Here is a 17,964-nt window from a genome sequence, read left to right on the forward strand (position 1 = left end):
ACAATTATGGCACGCTGGGTTCGGTCCGTCTTCAAGGGCCTCACCTGCCCGCTACGCCCAAGGTTGCCCGATGATCACATCAGTCGTCCGTCAGGCCCTACGCATCCGCGGTGAAGAACCCGCCGTTCTCTGCCACACCGGTGACCCGACGACGACCAGGCGTGAACTGGCCACGCTTCGACTGCGCCCGGGCGACCGCCTGATCGACCTGGACGCCCACCGCATGGGCGACCTGGTGCCCGTCTCCGACATCGAGAACGAGGGGGGTGGGCCGGAGGAGGGCGCCGGGACCGCCGGGCTGGTCGCGGTCGTGGCCGCCAGTCTGACCGACCTGCGCCGCGTCCTGACGGCGGCCACCGCGCTGCCGCGCACCGTGCACCTGCTCGTTTCCGTGATCGACACCCCCGGTCACCAGGGCCCGCTCCTGCCCTCGCCGCCCGGCATCGACGAGTGGAACGACCTCCTCGAAGCCCGCGTGCGCCGGATGGGCAAGCGCGGGTGGGTGTGCGAACTGTTCTTCCCCAACTCCGTCGAGACGGCCCTGGCCATGGACTGCGTCGTGCACGGCGTCCGAGGGGGACGACGTGGCCGGCGCACCGTGCCCCTGGCAGGCCTCCACGGAAACGAGGGGTCCCTGTGGCGGCCCGGCGACATCGCCGCCACCGGGGTCAGCGCCACCGGCCCGGTTCCGCTGCGTCGGGTCTCGCCCAAGTCCGACCTGGTCCTGCGCACCGACGAGGTGGGACTGCCCGAGTGGGAGGACCCCGTCGTCCCCCACCTGGACATCCCGGCGACCACGGGCCGTACCTGGTCCGCCATCGTCAGGGCCGTTCCACCGGGGGCCGGGGAGGCCGATCCACACCGGGTCCCACCCGTCGACGAGTACACCGTCAACCCCATCGGCTTCACCAAGAAGGCCGGCGGCCCCATGGGCGACCTCACCGCCCACGGCGACCGTGCCGTCATCCTCGAAGACAAGAAGGTGTTGTGCGTCCTGCCGGAGGACGGCACCGTCACCGACCTCGACATCGGCAGGCTCCGGTACCTGCGCGGCATCCGGATCGACTGGACCGGACACTCCGGCCCGCTCGCCGCGGTGCGCACGGTGGCCTCCCTGGCCGCCGCCGGTGTACCCCTGATCGGTCGGCCCGTCCCGGTATGGGCGGCCGACCTCGGAGACCCGCTCGTCGAACTGCTCACCGCGGTGGAGGAGAGGGAACTCGCCGACCCCCTCACCCGCGAGGAGCACAGCGTCCGGCTGCGCCGCGCGGCCCTGGGCACCCACTCGCAATCGGTCCGCTGGCGTGCGCTGGCCGCACGTGCCGGTGTCCCGCTGCCACCCGAACCCCTGGTCACGGTGCTGCTCTGCACCCGTAGACCGGAACTGGTGGGCTTCGCGCTGGCCCAGATCGCCCGCCAACGGGGTGTCCGCTTCGAGCTGGTACTGGCCATGCACGGGTTCACCGCCGACGTGCCCGTGGTGCGGTCGGCGCTACGCGAGTTCGAGGCCACCGGAATCCCGCTCACCGTCCACGAGGCCCCCGCCGACCAGGTGTTCGGCGCCGTCCTCAACGACGCCGCCGACCGTGCCTCGGGGACGGTCATCGCCAAGTGGGACGACGACGACTGGTACGGCCCCGAACACCTCGGCGACATGCTCATGGCCCGCCGGTACTCCGGCGCCGACCTCGTCGGCATCACCCAGGACCTGGTCTACCTGCAGGAACTGGACATCACGGTGTGGCGCAGCTACCAGACGGAGAAGCCCTCTCCGGACGTGGTGGGCAGCACGATCGTCATCGACCGCTCCGTGCTCGACGCCGTCGGCGGGTTCCGGCCGCTGCCCCGAGCGATCGACAGCCAGCTGTTGCTGGCCGTGCGCCGCAACGGCGGCCGTATCTTCCGTACCCACGGCCTGGGCTACCTACTGCGCCGCGCGGGGGAGGGGCACACCTGGTCCGCCGACATGGGCTACTTCCTGCGCCGCAACAGCAGACAGTGGTCCGGCTGGCGGCCCAGCGCCCTGTTGGAGGGCACACCCGAGCCCATGGGCGGCGGACAGGATCCCCTGCTCGGATCCCGGGCACCGGTCCAGGCCCGCATCGAGGGACCTGACGTGAACGGGACACCGGGCACGACGACACCGACCACCACGGGAGGCCACCGTTGACCACCGCAGACAACACCTCCGCGTACGACGAGACCGGACCGGCGCCGCTGCTCGGAGTCGTCCCACCGGACGGCGGGACGCCCGAACGGCCCCGGATCCACCGCAACGACTACACCGTGCTGGACGTCCCCGAATTGGGGGAGTGGACGCCGACGTTGTCGGTGAGCGTGGTGATCCCGGCGCATGAGGGGGCGGACAAGCTCGCCCTGGTGCTGGCGTCGTTGGCCGCGCAGAGCTACCCGGCGCACCTCATGGAGGTGATCGTGGTGGACGACGGCAGCCCCGAACCGCTCACCCCGCCGCGGATACGTCCCGAGAACACCCGCGTCATCCCTTCCGCCGAAGGTGGCTGGGGGTCGGCGCACGCCGTCAACACCGGTGTCGCCGCCGCGACGGGGCAGGTGATCCTGCGGCTGGACGCGGACATGCTGGTCCATCGCGAGCACGTGGAGTCCCAGCTGCGCTGGCACCACCTGGCCGACTACACGGTGGTGCTGGGCCACAAGCTGTTCGTCGACTTCGACCCCACCGCGATGGTCCCGGAATACGTGTACGAGGAGGTCGCGGCGGGTCGCGGCGACACGCTCTTCGACCGGGAGAGCGCCGACCCGCACTGGGTGGAACGGTTCATCGAACGGACCGACCGACTGCGTTCGGCGGGCCACGAGGGGTTCAAGGTCTACGTCGGCGCCACCGGGTCGCTGCACCGCGACCTGTACCTGAGGTCGGGGGGCATGGACCCCGAGATGGTCCTGGGCGGCGACAGCGAGTTCGGGCACCGGTTGGCCCAGCGCGGCGCGGTGTTCGTGCCCGACCTGGACAGCAGCAGTTGGCACCTGGGGCGTTCCCAGATGCAGGAGAAGCGTGACGCGGGCACCCGCTACCGGATGCCGTACGTGTCCAACCGGGTGCCCGACTTCCACCTGCGCCGCAAGCGTTCGGAACGCCAGTGGGAGGTGCCGCTGGTGGACGTGGTCCTCGACGTGGCCGAACGCACCCTGGAGGAGGTCGACGAGACCGCCGGGGCGTTGCTGTCCGGTTCCACCCCGGACCTGCGTCTGTGGATGGTGGGGCCGTGGTCGCGACTGCACAACGACCGCCGCCCGCCGTTGGAGGAGGAGTTCCTCGACCTGCGCCTGGCGCACGAGACCTTCCGAGGGGACCCGCGGGTGCGTTTCGTGGAGTCGCCGCCGGAGACCGACCCGCGCGTGCCGTTCCGGCTGTACCTGGAGGCGGGGCCGCCGCCGACCCCGGACGCCCTGGCGGAACTCGTCATGGCCTGCGACCGGTCCGGCGCCGGACTTCTGTGCTCCCCGATGCCGGGGGCGTTGCGCGCCGGTGAGGGTGTGCTGCGGCTGGAGCGGGTGGCCGCCTTCGAGCGCGCCCGTCACCTGGACCCGGAGGCCGAGGGCAAGGACCTGGACCACCTCGTGGAGGAGGTGTTCGGCATCCACTGGACCCCGGCGACCGGCGTCATCGCGTCCCTGGGCCCGGAGGAGGCCGAACTGGAGGAGAAGGCCCCCACCGGTCGCGAGAGCGAGTCGGTGGAGCGTCTGCGGGCCAAGTTGCGGCAGGCCACGGACCGGGGCGACCGGATGCGTCGACGGGCCGAACGCGCCGAACGCAAGCTGCGCTGGTTCACCCCGAGCCTGGTCCGCCGGGCCCTGAGCCGTATCGCCCGCTGAGACAGGGGGATCGGGGGTCAGGGCACCCACAGCCCCAAGGTCTCGGCGACCAGGGCCGGCCGTTCCCGACCCTCGATCTCCACGGTGTGCCGGCTGGAGACGAGGTAGCCCTTGGGCGTCTCCTTGACCTTGATGAGTTCCACGGCGTCGCGCACGCGTGAGCCCACGACGACGGGCTGGAGGAAGCGCACCTTGTCGAGCCCGTAGTTGATGGACATCTTGGGCTTCTCCGTGATCTGGAAGATCTGCTGGGAGAAGTGCGCCACGAGCGACAGCGACAGGAAGCCGTGCGCGATGGTGGCGCCGAAGGGGCCGTGGGCGGCGCGGGCGGCGTCGAGGTGGATCCACTGGTGGTCCTCGGTCGCGTCGGCGAATCCATCGATACGGCTCTGGTCGATGGTGACCCAGTCGGTGACGCCCAAGGACTCGCCTTGGGCGGAGATGACCTCGTTGATGTCGGCGAATACGCGCACGACGCCTCCACGTTCGGGTTGGGGGCCGGGCCTGCCTACCGAGGCCCGCTGTGGTGCGCGCCACTCTACCTAACGGTGTTCGGTTAATTGTGTTCGGGGCCGCCCGGGCGCCAGGTCGTGCCCGGATCGGAGGCCCGTGGGGAGTCCAACAGCAGCGTCCTGGCGGTGAAGGAGCGAAGGGTCGTCGGATCGAGTTCGTGTCCCAGACCGCTCGCGGTCAAGGGCACCGGGACCACCCCGTCGTGCGCGCGCACCGGTGGCACGACCAGATCGCGACCGCGAGAGCCCGCGCCGGGCATCTCCACCGGCAGGGTCGCCCCGGCCAGTGAGGCCAACGCGACCGTCGCCGCGCGGCCCACCCCGGTCCGCGCCGAGGAACCGCACCACACCGGCCAACCGGCGTCCACCGCCATGTCCACCGCCCGACGGGCCGCGGTCAACCCGCCCAGCCGGGCCGGATCCACGTTGACCGCGCCGCCGGCCTCGGCCCGGATCGCCTCGCCCAGGTCCTCCAACGAGGACAACGAACGGTTCAGGGCCACCGGTGTTCGCAGCTCGGTGGACAGCCGGGTGTGCGCGGCGAGGTCGTCGGCCGGGAAGGGGTCCTCGATGGCCACCAGCCCCAAGGCGTCCAGGGACCGCAGCGCGTCCAGGTCCTCGGGGGACTCGGTGTACCGGCCGCCCGCGTCCACCTGGAGCACCATGAACGGGAAGCTGGTCTGTACCGCGCGGACCACGTCGGTGTCCCAGCCCGGCTGGACCTCCAACCTGATCCGCCGGAAACCCGCCCCCACCTGACGGTTCACCTCGGTGATCACCGACTCCGACGTCACCTGCCGGGCCAGGGTCACCCCCGCGGTGAGCGCGGTGCGCGACCCGGCCAGGGCGTGCGCCAGCGGGGTCGAGCGCTGTCGACTCCACAGGTCCCAACAGGCGGTGTCCAACGCGCCCACCAGCGCGGGATCCCAGGGCAGGTCGGCGAAGGCCTCCACCACCTCGGTCGGCCGGCGCCAGGAGTGGTCGAGCAGGGCGGGTGCGAAGACCCGTGCCAGCGCGTCCCACTGCCCGGGGGTGGCACCGGGCACCTCGCCCCAACCGCTCACCTCGCCGTCGGAGACCCGGACCAGGACGGGGGCGGCGCTGCCCGCGCCTCGCCCCGCCAGAGACGGACGCAGCCGCACCAGTTCGAGTTCGACGATGCGGGTCACGGTCACCGCTCCGGCGTGCGTCACTACAGTCCACCTTTGCTCGGGCCTCGGGCAAGGGGCCCGCCACGGGGAAGGACCCACTTTCGACGGTACCGTTCCTAGAGACCGAGTATGAGTTGCACATGCTCGGCCGAGCACCCCGAACGGTCTTGGGCGCTCTGGTCCACCGCGTTCGGCCCGCGCCCGGCCCCATCGGATCGTGTCCGTGGTCCGGATGCGCGGGGGCGGTCTCCCTCACGCCCTGGGCCACGTGGCCCGGTCTGGACGGTCCGATGCCCCGCACCATCACTCCGGTGATGCGGGGGCGGTGCCATCCGACACCGGATCGCGTGCCCCAGAGCGCGCCTACCGATCGCCACCGCGGCGGCGGCGTGTCGGGAAGTCCTTCGTTTCCTACCGGTCAGCGGCCTCTGCCAATGCTGAGCACCCCACCTGGAGGTGTAAGCGGGATCAACGGCGATCACACCGATCCCGGCCTCAGCGCACATCGACAGCAGCCGAGTACGGAGCCTGCCGGTGGGCATCCCGGAGATGAGCTGCCGGAACCGTTTCCTACGGCCGTGCCTCTCCCGGGTCTTGGAGTCGGTGAAGTCCAGATCCTCCACCGCGATCGCTCGCACACCGCACTCCCGTGCCCAGCGCAACAACCGGGTCAAAGCGTGGCGGACCTGGGCGTCACGATGCGAGGCGCTGCCCGACAACCGGTAGTCGAACCGGCGCGGTGCGCCCACCGGGTTGCCATGGGTGTCCAAACGCCAGGCGGCCAGGTGGTCGGCGTTCATGTCCACCCCGATCACCCCTTGAGCCAGGGCGGACCGAAGGGGGATCTGCGATGGCTCCGCGATCTGCCATGAGGCGGTCAGGTACCAGCGCCCACGATCCACATCCAGGTGCACCCGGTAGGCCACCGACCGATTCGCCGCCACCCGGCTGGCCCACTCCCGGCCCCGGTGGACGAAAACGGCCGTCCCGGAGAGCCGGTACCGGCCGTGCGGGGCGTTCGCCCATTCCTTGAGCGGCGCCGGGAGTTTGATCGACACCTCACCGTCAGGGGTGACGCGGATCGTCTCGTTCCCGAACCGCTTGCCGGACTCCCCATCGGCCTGGAAGAACCAGCGGGCCGCTTGCCACCGCTCACGCCATGAGGGCTCGGTGAGCTGAACCGCATCGAGATGGTGGCGGTGACGGGCCACGTGCTTACCGCCACGCACCACGGAGACTTTCCCTGCCTCGAAGTCGGCCCGCACCGTGGCCAGCCGGTCTTGCAGGGTGGCCAGGCGTCGGGACTTGGCGTGCCACTCCTGCCGGGACCGGTAACCACCGGGCTTCTTCTTGATGCCCTTGGCCCCGACCGGCAAGGACAACCGGTGCCGGATCGTGGCGATCCCGGCTTCCAAAGAGCGCAGGTGCGCCACCTGGCCGCGCCGGGCCAGGGCCCACTGGTCGTGGGTGGCCTTGGTGATCGACCCCGCCCACCGCGAAGACGACTCCGGCGTCAACGCCCGCTTACGCTCCGCCCACGACGCACTGTCGTGATCCAGGCCATCGGCGCACCGGGCCTTGAGGTCGGCGGCGGCGAGCGAGCCCAGATGGGCGCCGACCAGACGCAACACCTTCTCATCCTGAGCAGTCAGGTGCTTGAGGCGGGTGCGCACGGCCACCCCGGTGGGCCCCGAAACCGGATAGGGGTCCGCGATCGACCGCACACCCCGCTGATCGGTGCCCACCACTGGCTTGCCACCCCTGCCCTTGATCGTGTTCGATCCCTGTGTTCGAATCCAACGCTAGCCACCTCCGGGAGCGGGGGTGGCACGAACCGGGAAACTCCTCTGCCCGGATCAGGGGGCGAAACGGTCCCTGACCCGGTGGCCGAGCCGTCGCGTTGGCGAAGTGGTTCGGGGGTGATTGATGAGTGTTCATGCAAACCCATGCGACCGCGCACACGAAGAGACAGTACCCCCGCCGGACCCGCCCGACCACCCCGTACGGCTCACCCTGTGGACGAAGGTTTCCCTGGTGGTACGGGCTTTGTGCGGGTCGGAGCGGGTTCGTCCCTCTCGGGTCGGGCCCACGTCGGGTGTCTCACCCCGGACACGGGAACAGGGATCAGTGGGCGAGGACCTCGTCCAGGGCACGGTGCTTGAGGCCGTGGGCCTCCGCCACCGGGGCGTAGACCACCTCTCCGCCGAAGGTGTTCAGACCGGCCGCCAAGGCCGGGTCCTCACGCAGGGCCCGTTTCCATCCCTTGTCCGCGAGTGCCACGACGTAGTGCAGGGTGTCCTTGGTGAGCGCGTGCGTGGAGGTGTTGGGGACCGCGCCCGGCATGTTCGCGACGCAGTAGAACACCGTGTCGTGCACGGTGAACGTGGGATCGTCGTGGGTGGTGGGACGCGAGTCCTCGAAACAGCCGCCCTGGTCGATCGCGATGTCCACCAGGACCGCGCCCGGGCGCATCCGGGCGACCAGTTCGTTGGAGATCAGCTTCGGTGCCCTGGCGCCGGGGACCAGCACCGCGCCGATCACCATGTCGGACTCCAGGGCCGACGACTCCACCTCGAAGCGGTTGGACGCCACCGTCTTGATCCGCCCCTGGTACAGGGAGTCCAGGTGCCGCAGCTTGTCGACGTTCAGGTCCAGCACCGTCACCTCGGCGCCCATCCCCACGGCGATCTGTGCGGCGTTCAACCCGGACACACCGGCGCCGATCACCGTGACCCGGGCCGGTCGCACCCCCGGGACCCCGCCCATGAGGACCCCACGACCACCGGCGGAACGCTGCAAGGTCACCGAGCCGACCTGTGTGGCCAGCCGGCCCGCCACCTCCGACATGGGCGCCAGCAGCGGCAGCGAACCGTCGGGCAACTGGACGGTCTCGTAGGCGATGCCGGTGACCCCGCGTTCGACCAGCGCGTCGGTGCACTCGTTCGAGGCCGCCAGGTGCAGGAAGGTGAAGAGGGTCTGGCCCTCGCGCATGCGGTGGTACTCGGCGGGGACGGGTTCCTTCACCTTGAGGACGAGGTCGGCGGTGGCCCACACCTCGTCGGCGGTGGCCAGGATGGTGGCGCCGGCCTCCCGGTACTCCTCGTCGGTGATGGAGGAACCCAGACCCGCGTCGTGTTCGACGAAGACCTCGTGCCCTCGGCCGGTCAGTTCATGGACCCCTGCCGGGGTGATGGCGACTCGGTACTCGTGGTTCTTGATCTCGCGGGGCACACCGATGAGCACGGTTCCTCCAACTGGTATCGCCATGGACACCTACCACTGTGAACGGCGAAGGCGCCCCGGCGCTATCGCCAATGTGCATAGCCCTGTAGGGCCATGTTGACAGGATGTAAGGACTCCGTGTGGCGTGTGACACGGGTCTAGGAGTGTGCTTCTCGGCCCCCCACCCACACCCTCGCGACCCTTCCGGCGAGCCGCATCCCCGCGTAGGGTCCCGGGTCGTCCTCGGGCACCAGGGTGGTCGCCTCGTCGTCGAAGGCGAGCAGGTCCGCCTCGAACCCGGGCTGGATCCGGCCACGGGCCAGCCCCAGGAGGTCGGCGGGGCCTTGGGCGGTCCAACGGGCCAGATGGCTCAGGGTGAGGTTGCGTCGACGCGCGGCGGTCCACAACGCGGACAGACTCCACCGCAGCGTGTACAACCCGATCGCCGGCAGATGGCCCGAACCGATGGTTCCCAGGGCCGACCCGGGTTCGAGGAGGGCACTCCACAGCGCCTTGCGGTTGGCGTCCGAGCGCAGCGGCGGACGGCAGCCGCGCACCGGGGAGTCCGGCCCGGGGAACTCCGCGGGCAGGCACAGGTAGTGCGGGCAGGTCTGTGCGCCCAGTTCCACCCCGGCCGCCTCCGCGGCCGACAACAGCGCCGCGCACTCGGCGGCGGTGAACGGGGCGATGTGGGTGCGCGCACCCACGACGCGGGCGGCGGAGATCACCCGTTCCAGCCCGCGTCGTTCGGCCCGGGGCGGGCGCTGTTCGGCACTGACCGGAGGGGTCCCGAGTTCGGCGGCGTCCTCGGCGTGCACGATCAGCAGCGAGTCCAGGGTGGCGATCTCCACCATGGCCTTGCGCAGCCCGGCGTCGCTCAGCGCCGCCATGTCGGGGGCGCCCCCGTCCGAGAGGGACGCTTGGAAGGCCACCACGCCACCGGCCTGGAGATCGGCCAGGTCCAGCGGGCCGGTGCCCTGGTTGACCCCGCCCAGGAACGCGATCGCCACCGGGGAACCGGCGGACGCGCGTTGGTGTACCTGGAGGGAGTCCGCGCAGGTGATGGCGGGACGTCCGGGCGCGGGGGCGACCACCATGCAGGTGACGCCGCCGCGCAGGGCGGCGGTACCGGCCCGGTGGTAGGAGTGGGCCAGATCCTCACCGGGGGCGTGCACCCCGGTACCCAGGTCGACCGCCCCGGGCAACAGGGGCCGATCCCCGAGGTCGACGATCCGTGGACCGGGCCCTTCGTGTCGTTCGGGTTCGGATCGTTCGACTCGATCTGGTCGATCCGATGAAGCGGGCGGATCGGTGATCGAGCGATATGGCAGCACCGCCTCGATGCGGCCTTCGCGGACGGCCACGTCCGCGGCTTCGATCCCCTCGGGGACCACCACTCGTGTCGAACGGATGACGGTATCGAAATCGGGCATCGCTCCCCCTTCGGGCGCAGGGCTCGGGTCAGGGTGAGAGGTGTCGAGGAGGGGAAGGAGCAGGGACTCGTCGGGGCGTCGAGCGTATCGCGTGGAGCCCCTTCATATGGGGGGAACATCACCAACAGGGCCGCTTTCACGTACTGGCCGGGGCCCTGGGGCGGTCTATCGTGTACCAAGTCCGACACCGCGTAGTAAACGGACTAACCTTGGTCGAGGTGTTCCTCCGTGCGGCCCCTGCCGGACCCCGATCTGCACAGCACAGCGGTGGCCATCACGGCCGAGAGCCCTGACCTGCTGTTGACCGCACTCGAAGACGGAGTGGCACGTGGCTCCTCCCGCACAGAACGACAATTCCCCGATCAAGGACCACCAGAACGACACCGACCAGCCGCCGGGCACCGGTGTCGTACCGATCTTCGCGATGATCGTCGCCCTGGTCTGCGCTATTTTCCTGGGCTTCACCCTGGTCATCGGCGGTTCGGTCTTCGCCAGGGTCATCCCGGGCCTACCCGACGCCGGTGAGGCCGTGCGCTGGGGCATGCCGATCACGAAGGCCTTCATGAACGTCGGGGCCGTCCTGACGATCGGCCTGCTGGTGATGGCGGTCCTGCTGCTGCCCTCCTACAAGGGACGCCTGTCCGACCAGGCCATCGGCTACGTACGCGCCGCCACCTGGGCCTCCCTCGGCTGGACCGTGGCCGCCGTGGCGACCCTGTACTTCCAGGCCTCCGAGTTCCTCGCCAAACCCATGGGCCAGGTCTCCATCGACGAGGTGACCGCCTTCGCGGGTTCGGTCTCCGGTGGCATCGCCCTGATGTTCGTCATCCTGATCACGACCGGAATCGCGCTGTTCGGTCGTACCTGCACCGGCGCCACCTCCGGCCTGTGGCTGCTCGTGGCCTCCCTGGTCGCGGTCACCCCGCCGGCCCTTACGGGACACTCGGCCTCCTCGGGTTCCCACGAACTCGCGGTCACCGGCCTGGCCCTGCACCTGATCTCCATCTGCGTGTGGGTGGGCGGCCTGGCCGCGGTCACCTACCACGCGGTACGAACCGATGGCGAGGCGCCGGCCACCGCCGCTCACCGGTTCAGTCGCATGGCGCTGTGGGCCTACGTCGGTGTCGCCGTCAGCGGTGCCGCCAGCGCCCTGGCCCGCCTCTACTCCCTGGAACACCTGTTCTTCACCGAGTACGGGCTCTTCATCGTCGCGAAGGTCGTGCTGTTCGTCGTCCTCGGCGGCTTCGGCTACGCGCACCGCAAATGGACGGTGAACCGGATCGCCGGGGCACCGGAGGGCGAGGACGGCCACGCCTTCCGACGCTGGAACTTCATCCGGCTGTCCGGGGTCGAGGTCGTCATCATGGCCGCGGTCATGGGGATCTCCGTGGGGCTGGGCCGTACCGCGCCGCCCCCGCCGCTGGAGAGCACCGTCGACCCGGCCGCCGCCATCCTGGGCTTCACCATCCCGTCCGCCATGAGCATGCAGAACCTGCTCACCCTGTGGCGCCCCGACCTGTTCTTCATCATGTTCGTGGTCGTCGCCGCGGGCCTGTACCTGGGTGGTGTGCGCCGGCTGGTCAAGCGGGGCGACAAGTGGCCGATCGGACGCCTCGTCGCCTTCCTCGCGGGGCTGCTGACCATCGTCCTGGTCCAACTCACCGGCTTCGCGACCTACGCGATGATCATGTTCTCGGCGCACATGATCCAGCACATGGTGTTGGCCATGGTCACCCCGATCCTGTTGGTGCTGGGCGCGCCGGCGACCCTGGCCCTGCGTGCCCTGAAACCGGCGGAGCGGCGGGGCGACCGGGGGCCGCGCGAATGGCTCAACGCCTTCCTCAACAGCCGCTACTCGAAGTTCTTCACCCACCCCGCGGTGGCCGCGCCGATCTTCGTGCTCAGCCTGTACGCCCTCTACTTCACGCCGCTGTTCGGCATGCTCATGAACGACCACCTCGGTCACCTGTTCATGGGTGTGCACTTCCTCGTCTCGGGTTTCCTCTTCTACTGGGTGATCATCGGTGTCGACCCGGCCCCGAGGAAGGTCCCGTTCCTGCTGCGCCTGCTGTTGCTGCTGGTGGTGATGGGGTTCCACGCCTTCTTCGGCATCGCCATCATGGAGCAGACCACGCCCATCGCCGCGGAGTACTACGGCCAGTTCGAGATCCCGTGGATGCAGGACCCGATGGCCGACCAGTACAAGGGCGGTGGCATCGCCTGGGCCCTGGGCGAGATCCCCACGCTCCTGGTGATGCTGGCGCTGGTGGTGCAGTGGTCGCGTGACGACGAACGTCAGGAACGTCGTCGGCAGCGGCACAGCAGCCGTGGCGATTCCGACGACTCCGACATGGACGCCTACAACGAGTACCTCGCCGAGCTCGACCGTCGTTCCCGTCAACAGCCGAACTGACACCGACCCTCGGTCGATCCCTCACGGGCCCCCTTCCAGGAGCGTGGAAAGGGGGCCCGACCCTTGTTCGCGACGATCACAGTTCAGGGGAGGCGGTGATGAGGCTCCGGGCGGTCTGGATCGCGGTCTCACAGGCGTCGTCCGCGCTGACCTGGACGAACAGGCTGTGTTCGTCGGAGGTGGCCAACTCCAGGTTGCAGGAGTCGGGGAAGGTCTCGGTGTAGCCGGGATAGCCCTCCACCGCCACGTACTCGTACGCCTCACCGCCCTCGAACGCCGCCGAGAGGGCGCGGGGGACCGGTGGCTCGTCCTCCCCGGCGTCGGGGTCGTGGGTCTCCACCCGCACGTCCACGCTGGAGTCGACCGCGTCGGTGAAGAAGCAGTTGTCGTCCGACTGCGGACTGCCGCTACCACCCTCGGCGAGCAGACCCAGGTCGATCGCGGTCTCGTCGGTCAGCAGGTCACAGGGGTGTCGGACGCTCGGATCCAGCGGGGGCACGTCGAACTGATCGATGGAGTCCCGCTCGGCCAGGTCGACCTCGCCACCGCAACCGCCGACCAGCATGGCCGCCACGGCCGCGACCGCCCACCTCCACCCGCGCATCCCGCCGCCCTCCGCACAACGAAGCCGGGGCTCCCCGATCAGGGGACCCCGGCACGAAGCTACAGAGCGTCGCCGCCCCCGGCGCCCTTGTGGCCGGAAACGGTCACGGGGGTGGACATCGGGTTCAGGAGATGAAGGCCGTCACACCGGTCACCAGGAGCGCCATGGCCAGACAGATCACCAGGCCGCCCACCAGCACCGAAGGGGTGGGTTTGATCCCCGCCAACCCGGTCTGGCCGCTCACCAGGGCCTGACGACGCGCCACCATCGGCAGCATGGCCGCGTTGACCGCGTACATCACGATCGCCACGACGCTCGCCCCGGCGAACCCCACCCAGAAGCCGGCTCCCGCCGACATCTCGTTCAGGGCGGTCAACGCCGGCAGCACCACCCACAGCACGATCGAGGCGACTCCGAAGGCGGTGAGCAACCGGGGAGAGGACCCCCGGGAACTCCCCGACACCACGAGCAGCAGGCCGAGCAGGGACGCCACCAGGATGGCGCCCCCGATTCCGAACACGACGATGTTGACCAGCGAATTCACGTTGGTCATTGTCCCACCGTCGGCCGGGCGCCCCGACCCGGGGTACCCGAGCGGCGATGGTCGGATCAGCCGTGGTGTTCCACGCTCGAACCGGCGGCGCTCTTGCGCACGGTCAAGCGTGTGGTCACCCGTCGGCGCAGGTCCGCCACGTGGCTCACCACGCCCACCGCCCGGCCGCCGTCGCGCAGCCGGTCCAACACGTCCAGGACCTCTTCCAAGGTGTCCTCGTCCAGGGTGCCGAACCCCTCATCGACGAACAGGGTGTCGATCTCGGTGCCGCCGGCCTCCGCGGTGGCCACGTCGCCCAGCCCCAGGGCCAGCGCCAACGAGCTGAAGAAGGTCTCTCCGCCCGACAGCGTCGCCGGGTCGCGTTCGAGTCCGGTCCAGGAGTCCAGCACGCGCATGCCCAGACCACCCGCGGAACGGGCCCGCCCGTCCCCGGCCGCCTTGTCGACGGTGTAGCGCAGTTCGTAACGGCCGTCCGACATGGTCAGCAGTCGGTCGTTGGCGGCCGCCACCACCTGCTCCAGCCGGGCCGCCAGGACGTAGGCGGACAACCGCACGCTGTCGGTGTTGTCCGGGGACGTGCCCGCGGCCAGGGTGCTCAGCCCCTGCGCGATCGCGTAGCGGCGCAGCACCGGCTCCGAACCCGCCATCCGATCGGCCAGCTCGGCGCGCAGATCACCCAACCGGCGCGCCCGATCGGCGAACATGCCCTGCCAGGTCAAGACACGTTCGGCGGCGTGCTCGGCGGTGGCGGCCACGGTCTCCAACGCGATCAGGTCCGGTGGCTCCTGCTCACCGGCGGCCACGAGTTCGGGATCGGCCAAGCGTTCCCGAACCGCCGCCCACTGATCGTCGAAGTCACGAGTGCGACGGCGCAGGTCCCGACGCTCCCGATCGTCCAGCGCGGCCTCCAGGACCTCGGCCTCGTCGGTGAACCCGGTCTCGGCCCGGGCCGCCTCGGCCTCGGCCCCGGCGGCGCGCAGCTCCTCGGCGGCCCGTGCGCGCTGGTCCATCGCCTCGGCGGTCCCGCGCAACAGGTCGGCCTCGCCGGTCAGGCGCGCGATGCGTTCGGGCAGTCCGGCGTCGGCGCCACGGGCCTCGTCCAGCAGCGCCGTGAGCCGTTCGTATTCGGCCTGTGCGCTCTCCCGACGGGCCAGGAACTCACCCTCCTGGCGGCTCAGCGCGCCCACACGCTCCTCGGCGTGCCGTAGCTCCTCGCGGAGCCGGACCAGCTCCTGTTCCAGGTTCTTACGCTCACCGACGGCGGCGCGGGCCTCGGCCAAGCGGGCACGTGCGGCCCCGACCTCCTCCTCCGCGCTCGTGACGGTGCGATCCTCCGCGACCCTGGCCTCGGCCTCCAACCGACCCCGGACCCGCTCCACCGCGCGCTCGGCCGTCGACCGGTCCGTGGCGGCCCGCTCCGCGGTGGCATGGGCCTCCTTCTCCCGGTCGGCGGAGACCAGGCCGCCCTCGCTCGGCGTCGCGGGGGAGGGGTGTTCGACCGATCCGCACACCGCGCACGCCGACCCCTCGGCCAGATCGGTGGCGAGCTCGGCCGCCATCTGTCCGATCCGCCGCTTCGATAGGTCCTGTGCGTGGTCCACGGCCCGCTGCGCGGTGTCCACGACCGTTCGCCGGGTCTCCTGCGCCCGCTCCAGTTCCACGGTGAGCCGCTCGTGCGCCACGGCCGCCGTGTGCCGCTTCTCCGCCAACGTCAACGCGTCCTGGGCCGTCTCCACCGACCCGGCGTGTTCGCGTACCCGTTCCAGTTCCCGCTCGACGGCGGTCACCTGGATCGGCAGTGTCTCCTTACGCTCCCCGGCCCGCTCCGACTCGGCGCGGACCCCGGTCAGCCGCCGGTCCAGGTCGGCCAGTTCCCCGCGCAGTGCCCGGCGGCGTTCGGCGTCACCACGCAGCAGCTCCAGTCGGGCCAGTTCGTCGCGGCGTCCCCGCTCGGCGGCACGCAACGACTCCGCGCCGGTCGAGGTGGTCACGTCCAGGTCGGGCAGGCCCGCCACCAACGACAATCGGTCGGTGACGGCCAACTCCGCCTTGTCCAGTTCGGTGCGGCGGTGGTCACGGGCGCGCAGGAACGGCAGCACGGCGTCGGTGCGCTCCGCGGCGGTCAGGCGTTCCTCGGAACGGGCGCGCCAGGGCCGGTGTTCCTCCAACACCGCGCTCCGCTCCCGGGCCTGGTCGAGCCGGGCACGCCGCTCCCCCAGCGAGCGCCCCTCGGTCAGCGCCCGCCGGGCCAGGTCCCGGGCGAACGTGAACTCATCCATGAGCGGTTCGGTGTCCCGAACGGTCGCGGCGGTGACCACGGCCAGCTCGGTGGCCCAAGCGCTCAACTCGGCCGGGTCCGACTCCTGTGGCGTGGTGGAGCGGCCCACCTCGGCGATCCGACCGGCGACCTCGCGCACTCGTTCCTCGGCCGAACGCACCTCGCGTTCGAGCCTGCGAGTGTGGCCGCCCAGCCATTCCTCCACGTCCCGGAACACCCGGGTGTTGAAGATCCGCTCCAAGGACTTGCGGCGGTCGTCCGACTTGGCCCGCAGGAACTGGGCGAAGTCGCCCTGGGGCAGCATGACGATCTGGCAGAACTGGGTGAGGGTGAGCCCCACCTGGTCACCGATGAACTGTCCGGCCTCGTCGGGGCGAGTGGTGACCGGCTGCCACGTTCCCTCCAGCAGCTCCTGGACCACCACCTTCTGGTTCTGGGTGACGGTGCCGGTGCCTCGCTTTTTGGGACGCTCCCAGCGGGGCTTGCGGTTGATCCGGATCCGGCGCCCTCGGATGGTGAACTCCAGGGTCACCTCCGGCTCCAGGTCCGGTGGCGCGTGGTCGCTCTTGGGGGAGCGGTCCTTGCTGCGGGCCCCGGGGACGCTTCCGTACAGCGCGAAGCAGACCGCGTCCAGCACGGAGGTCTTGCCCGCCCCGGTGGGGCCGTGGACGAGGAAGAGCCCGCCCTGGCCGAGCCGATCGAAGTCCACCCGTTCGGTACCGGCGAAGGGGCCGAACGCGGTCATGGTGAGATCGTGCAGGCGCATCAGTGGATCCCTTCCTGGAGCCGGACCTCTTCGACGGCCCGGTCCACGAGCGCGCGCTCGTCCGGGGTGGCGGGTGCGCCGCGGGCCCATTCGACGAAGTCGGCGACCACGTCGCGTTCGGGGCGTTCGGCGATCGCGCCGGTGACGGGTCGCCGGTCGGGCGCGCCGCCCTCGGGGGCGAACTCCAACAACAGGGCGTGGGGGAATCGTTCGCGCAGCCGCTCCATGGGCCGGGCCGGCCGACGCGGGTCGGTGAGGGTGACCTGTAGCCAGTGACCGGTGTAACGCTCCCAACCGGTGCCGGTGAGCAGGTCGTCGAGGCGCCCGCGGATCCGGGCGAGGGGACGCGGCACCGGGGCGTCCACGAACTCGGCCCCGGCGAACCCGTCGGCGTCCAACTCCACCACCCAGCAGCCCTTGCGGTGGCGTTCCTCGGAGAAGGAGTAGGCCAGCGGGCTGCCCGGGTAACGCACGGTGGGGGTGATGGTCTGTCGGCCGTGCAGGTGGCCCAGAGCGACGTAGTCGACCCCGTCGTAGATCGAGGCGGGCACGTGCGAGGCACCGCCCACGGAGATGTCGCGTTCGCTGTCGGAGCCCTCGCCGCCGGTGACGAAGGCGTGCGAGAGCACCACCGAACGGGTGCCGGGGCGCTCGTCCAGGTCGGCCCGGATCAGACCCATGGCGTGTCCGATCACCGCGGGGTGCCCACGTTCGGTCAGGTCCCAGTGGTGCCGGGCGATCTCCGGTTCCAGGTAGGGGATGCCGTAGAAGGCGACCGGTCCGTGCTCGTCGTCGATGACCACCGGTTCGCCCACCCCCTCCAGGGAGCTGCGCAGGTGGATCCCGGCGGCGTCGATGAGGTCGGTGGCGAAGGCCATGCGGGTGAGGGAGTCGTGGTTTCCACTGATCAGCACGGCGCGCGCCCCGGTCGCGCGGATCCGTCCCAACGCCCGGTCGAACAGGCGCACGGCGTCCACCGGTGGCAGGGCGCGGTCGTAGAGGTCCCCGGCGACCACGACCACGTCGATCCGTTCGGCGTGGATGGTGTCGACGAGGTGGTCCAGGAACGCGGCCTGGGCGTCGATGAGGTTCTCCCGGTGGAAGGAGCGACCCAGGTGCCAGTCCGATGTGTGCAGCAGGCGCATGGAAGTGGACATTACCCAAGTCGCGGGTGTTC

12 protein-coding genes are annotated in these 17,964 nt (G+C 70.6%); 3 read left to right on the forward strand and 9 right to left on the reverse strand.

What is annotated here, in order from left to right:
• Positions 1 to 70: 70 nt before the first annotated feature.
• On the forward strand, positions 71 to 2,170 hold the full coding sequence (locus ACWGKS_RS00845; RefSeq protein WP_358508940.1) for a glycosyltransferase: 2,100 nt from the start codon (positions 71 to 73) through the stop codon (positions 2,168 to 2,170).
• Positions 2,167 to 3,855, forward strand: coding sequence for a glycosyltransferase (locus ACWGKS_RS00850; RefSeq protein ID WP_452521401.1), 1,689 nt, complete (start codon positions 2,167 to 2,169; stop codon positions 3,853 to 3,855). The genes ACWGKS_RS00845 and ACWGKS_RS00850 overlap by 4 nt, the downstream gene beginning before the upstream one ends.
• Before the next feature lie 17 nt (positions 3,856 to 3,872).
• Here ACWGKS_RS00850 and ACWGKS_RS00855 read toward each other — a convergent pair whose 3' ends face one another.
• The 5 genes from ACWGKS_RS00855 to ACWGKS_RS00875 form a co-directional block, all read right to left on the reverse strand.
• The gene (locus ACWGKS_RS00855) at positions 3,873 to 4,328 is read right to left on the reverse strand and encodes a MaoC family dehydratase (protein WP_358508942.1); all 456 of its coding nucleotides are present in this window, start codon (positions 4,326 to 4,328) and stop codon (positions 3,873 to 3,875) included.
• An 83-nt stretch (positions 4,329 to 4,411) separates the two neighbouring features.
• A complete protein-coding gene (locus ACWGKS_RS00860) occupies positions 4,412 to 5,560 on the reverse strand; it encodes an enolase C-terminal domain-like protein (protein WP_358508944.1) in 1,149 nt (382 codons plus the stop codon).
• Positions 5,561 to 5,634: 74 nt separating this feature from the next.
• The gene (locus ACWGKS_RS00865) at positions 5,635 to 7,242 is read right to left on the reverse strand and encodes an IS200/IS605 family accessory protein TnpB-related protein (protein WP_358508946.1); all 1,608 of its coding nucleotides are present in this window, start codon (positions 7,240 to 7,242) and stop codon (positions 5,635 to 5,637) included.
• Between the two features lie 400 nt (positions 7,243 to 7,642).
• On the reverse strand, positions 7,643 to 8,761 hold the full coding sequence (gene ald, locus ACWGKS_RS00870; RefSeq protein WP_358509003.1) for an alanine dehydrogenase: 1,119 nt from the start codon (positions 8,759 to 8,761) through the stop codon (positions 7,643 to 7,645).
• 137 nt (positions 8,762 to 8,898) lie between these two features.
• Entirely contained in the window at positions 8,899 to 10,173 is a 1,275-nt protein-coding gene (locus ACWGKS_RS00875; protein WP_358508948.1) for an amidohydrolase family protein, read from the reverse strand.
• 328 nt (positions 10,174 to 10,501) lie between these two features.
• On the opposite strand from ACWGKS_RS00875, the gene ACWGKS_RS00880 reads away from it, so the two are divergent.
• The gene (locus tag ACWGKS_RS00880) at positions 10,502 to 12,586 is read left to right on the forward strand and encodes a cytochrome c oxidase assembly protein (protein WP_358508950.1); all 2,085 of its coding nucleotides are present in this window, start codon (positions 10,502 to 10,504) and stop codon (positions 12,584 to 12,586) included.
• Between the two features lie 76 nt (positions 12,587 to 12,662).
• On the opposite strand, the gene ACWGKS_RS00885 is transcribed toward ACWGKS_RS00880, so the two are convergent.
• From ACWGKS_RS00885 to ACWGKS_RS00900, 4 genes are all read right to left on the reverse strand, one after another.
• The gene (locus ACWGKS_RS00885; protein WP_358508952.1) at positions 12,663 to 13,190 is read right to left on the reverse strand and encodes a DUF3558 family protein; all 528 of its coding nucleotides are present in this window, start codon (positions 13,188 to 13,190) and stop codon (positions 12,663 to 12,665) included.
• A gap of 124 nt (positions 13,191 to 13,314) precedes the next feature.
• Positions 13,315 to 13,743 carry a hypothetical protein gene (locus ACWGKS_RS00890; protein ID WP_358508954.1) on the reverse strand — a complete coding sequence of 143 codons (429 nt, stop codon included), beginning with the start codon at positions 13,741 to 13,743 and terminating at the stop codon, positions 13,315 to 13,317.
• Between the two features lie 56 nt (positions 13,744 to 13,799).
• Positions 13,800 to 16,787 carry an AAA family ATPase gene (locus ACWGKS_RS00895; protein WP_452521405.1) on the reverse strand — a complete coding sequence of 996 codons (2,988 nt, stop codon included), beginning with the start codon at positions 16,785 to 16,787 and terminating at the stop codon, positions 13,800 to 13,802.
• The gene (locus ACWGKS_RS00900; protein ID WP_358508958.1) at positions 16,787 to 17,944 is read right to left on the reverse strand and encodes an exonuclease SbcCD subunit D; all 1,158 of its coding nucleotides are present in this window, start codon (positions 17,942 to 17,944) and stop codon (positions 16,787 to 16,789) included. Before ACWGKS_RS00900 ends, ACWGKS_RS00895 begins: the two co-directional genes overlap by 1 nt.
• Positions 17,945 to 17,964: the final 20 nt, after the last annotated feature.

It is taken from the genome of Nocardiopsis sp. NPDC055879 (assembly GCF_053615935.1).

What these genes read in the sequence shown, in the direction of transcription:
- ACWGKS_RS00895 (WP_452521405.1), bottom strand. Translation starts at nt 16,787, where the DNA reads ATGCGCCTGCACGATCTCACCATGACCGCGTTCGGCCCCTTCGCCGGT.
- ACWGKS_RS00900 (WP_358508958.1), bottom strand. Translation starts at nt 17,944, where the DNA reads ATGTCCACTTCCATGCGCCTGCTGCACACATCGGACTGGCACCTGGGT.
- ACWGKS_RS00845 (WP_358508940.1), top strand. Translation starts at nt 71, where the DNA reads ATGATCACATCAGTCGTCCGTCAGGCCCTACGCATCCGCGGTGAAGAA.
- ACWGKS_RS00885 (WP_358508952.1), bottom strand. Translation starts at nt 13,190, where the DNA reads ATGCGCGGGTGGAGGTGGGCGGTCGCGGCCGTGGCGGCCATGCTGGTC.
- ACWGKS_RS00875 (WP_358508948.1), bottom strand. Translation starts at nt 10,173, where the DNA reads ATGCCCGATTTCGATACCGTCATCCGTTCGACACGAGTGGTGGTCCCC.
- ACWGKS_RS00890 (WP_358508954.1), bottom strand. Translation starts at nt 13,743, where the DNA reads ATGACCAACGTGAATTCGCTGGTCAACATCGTCGTGTTCGGAATCGGG.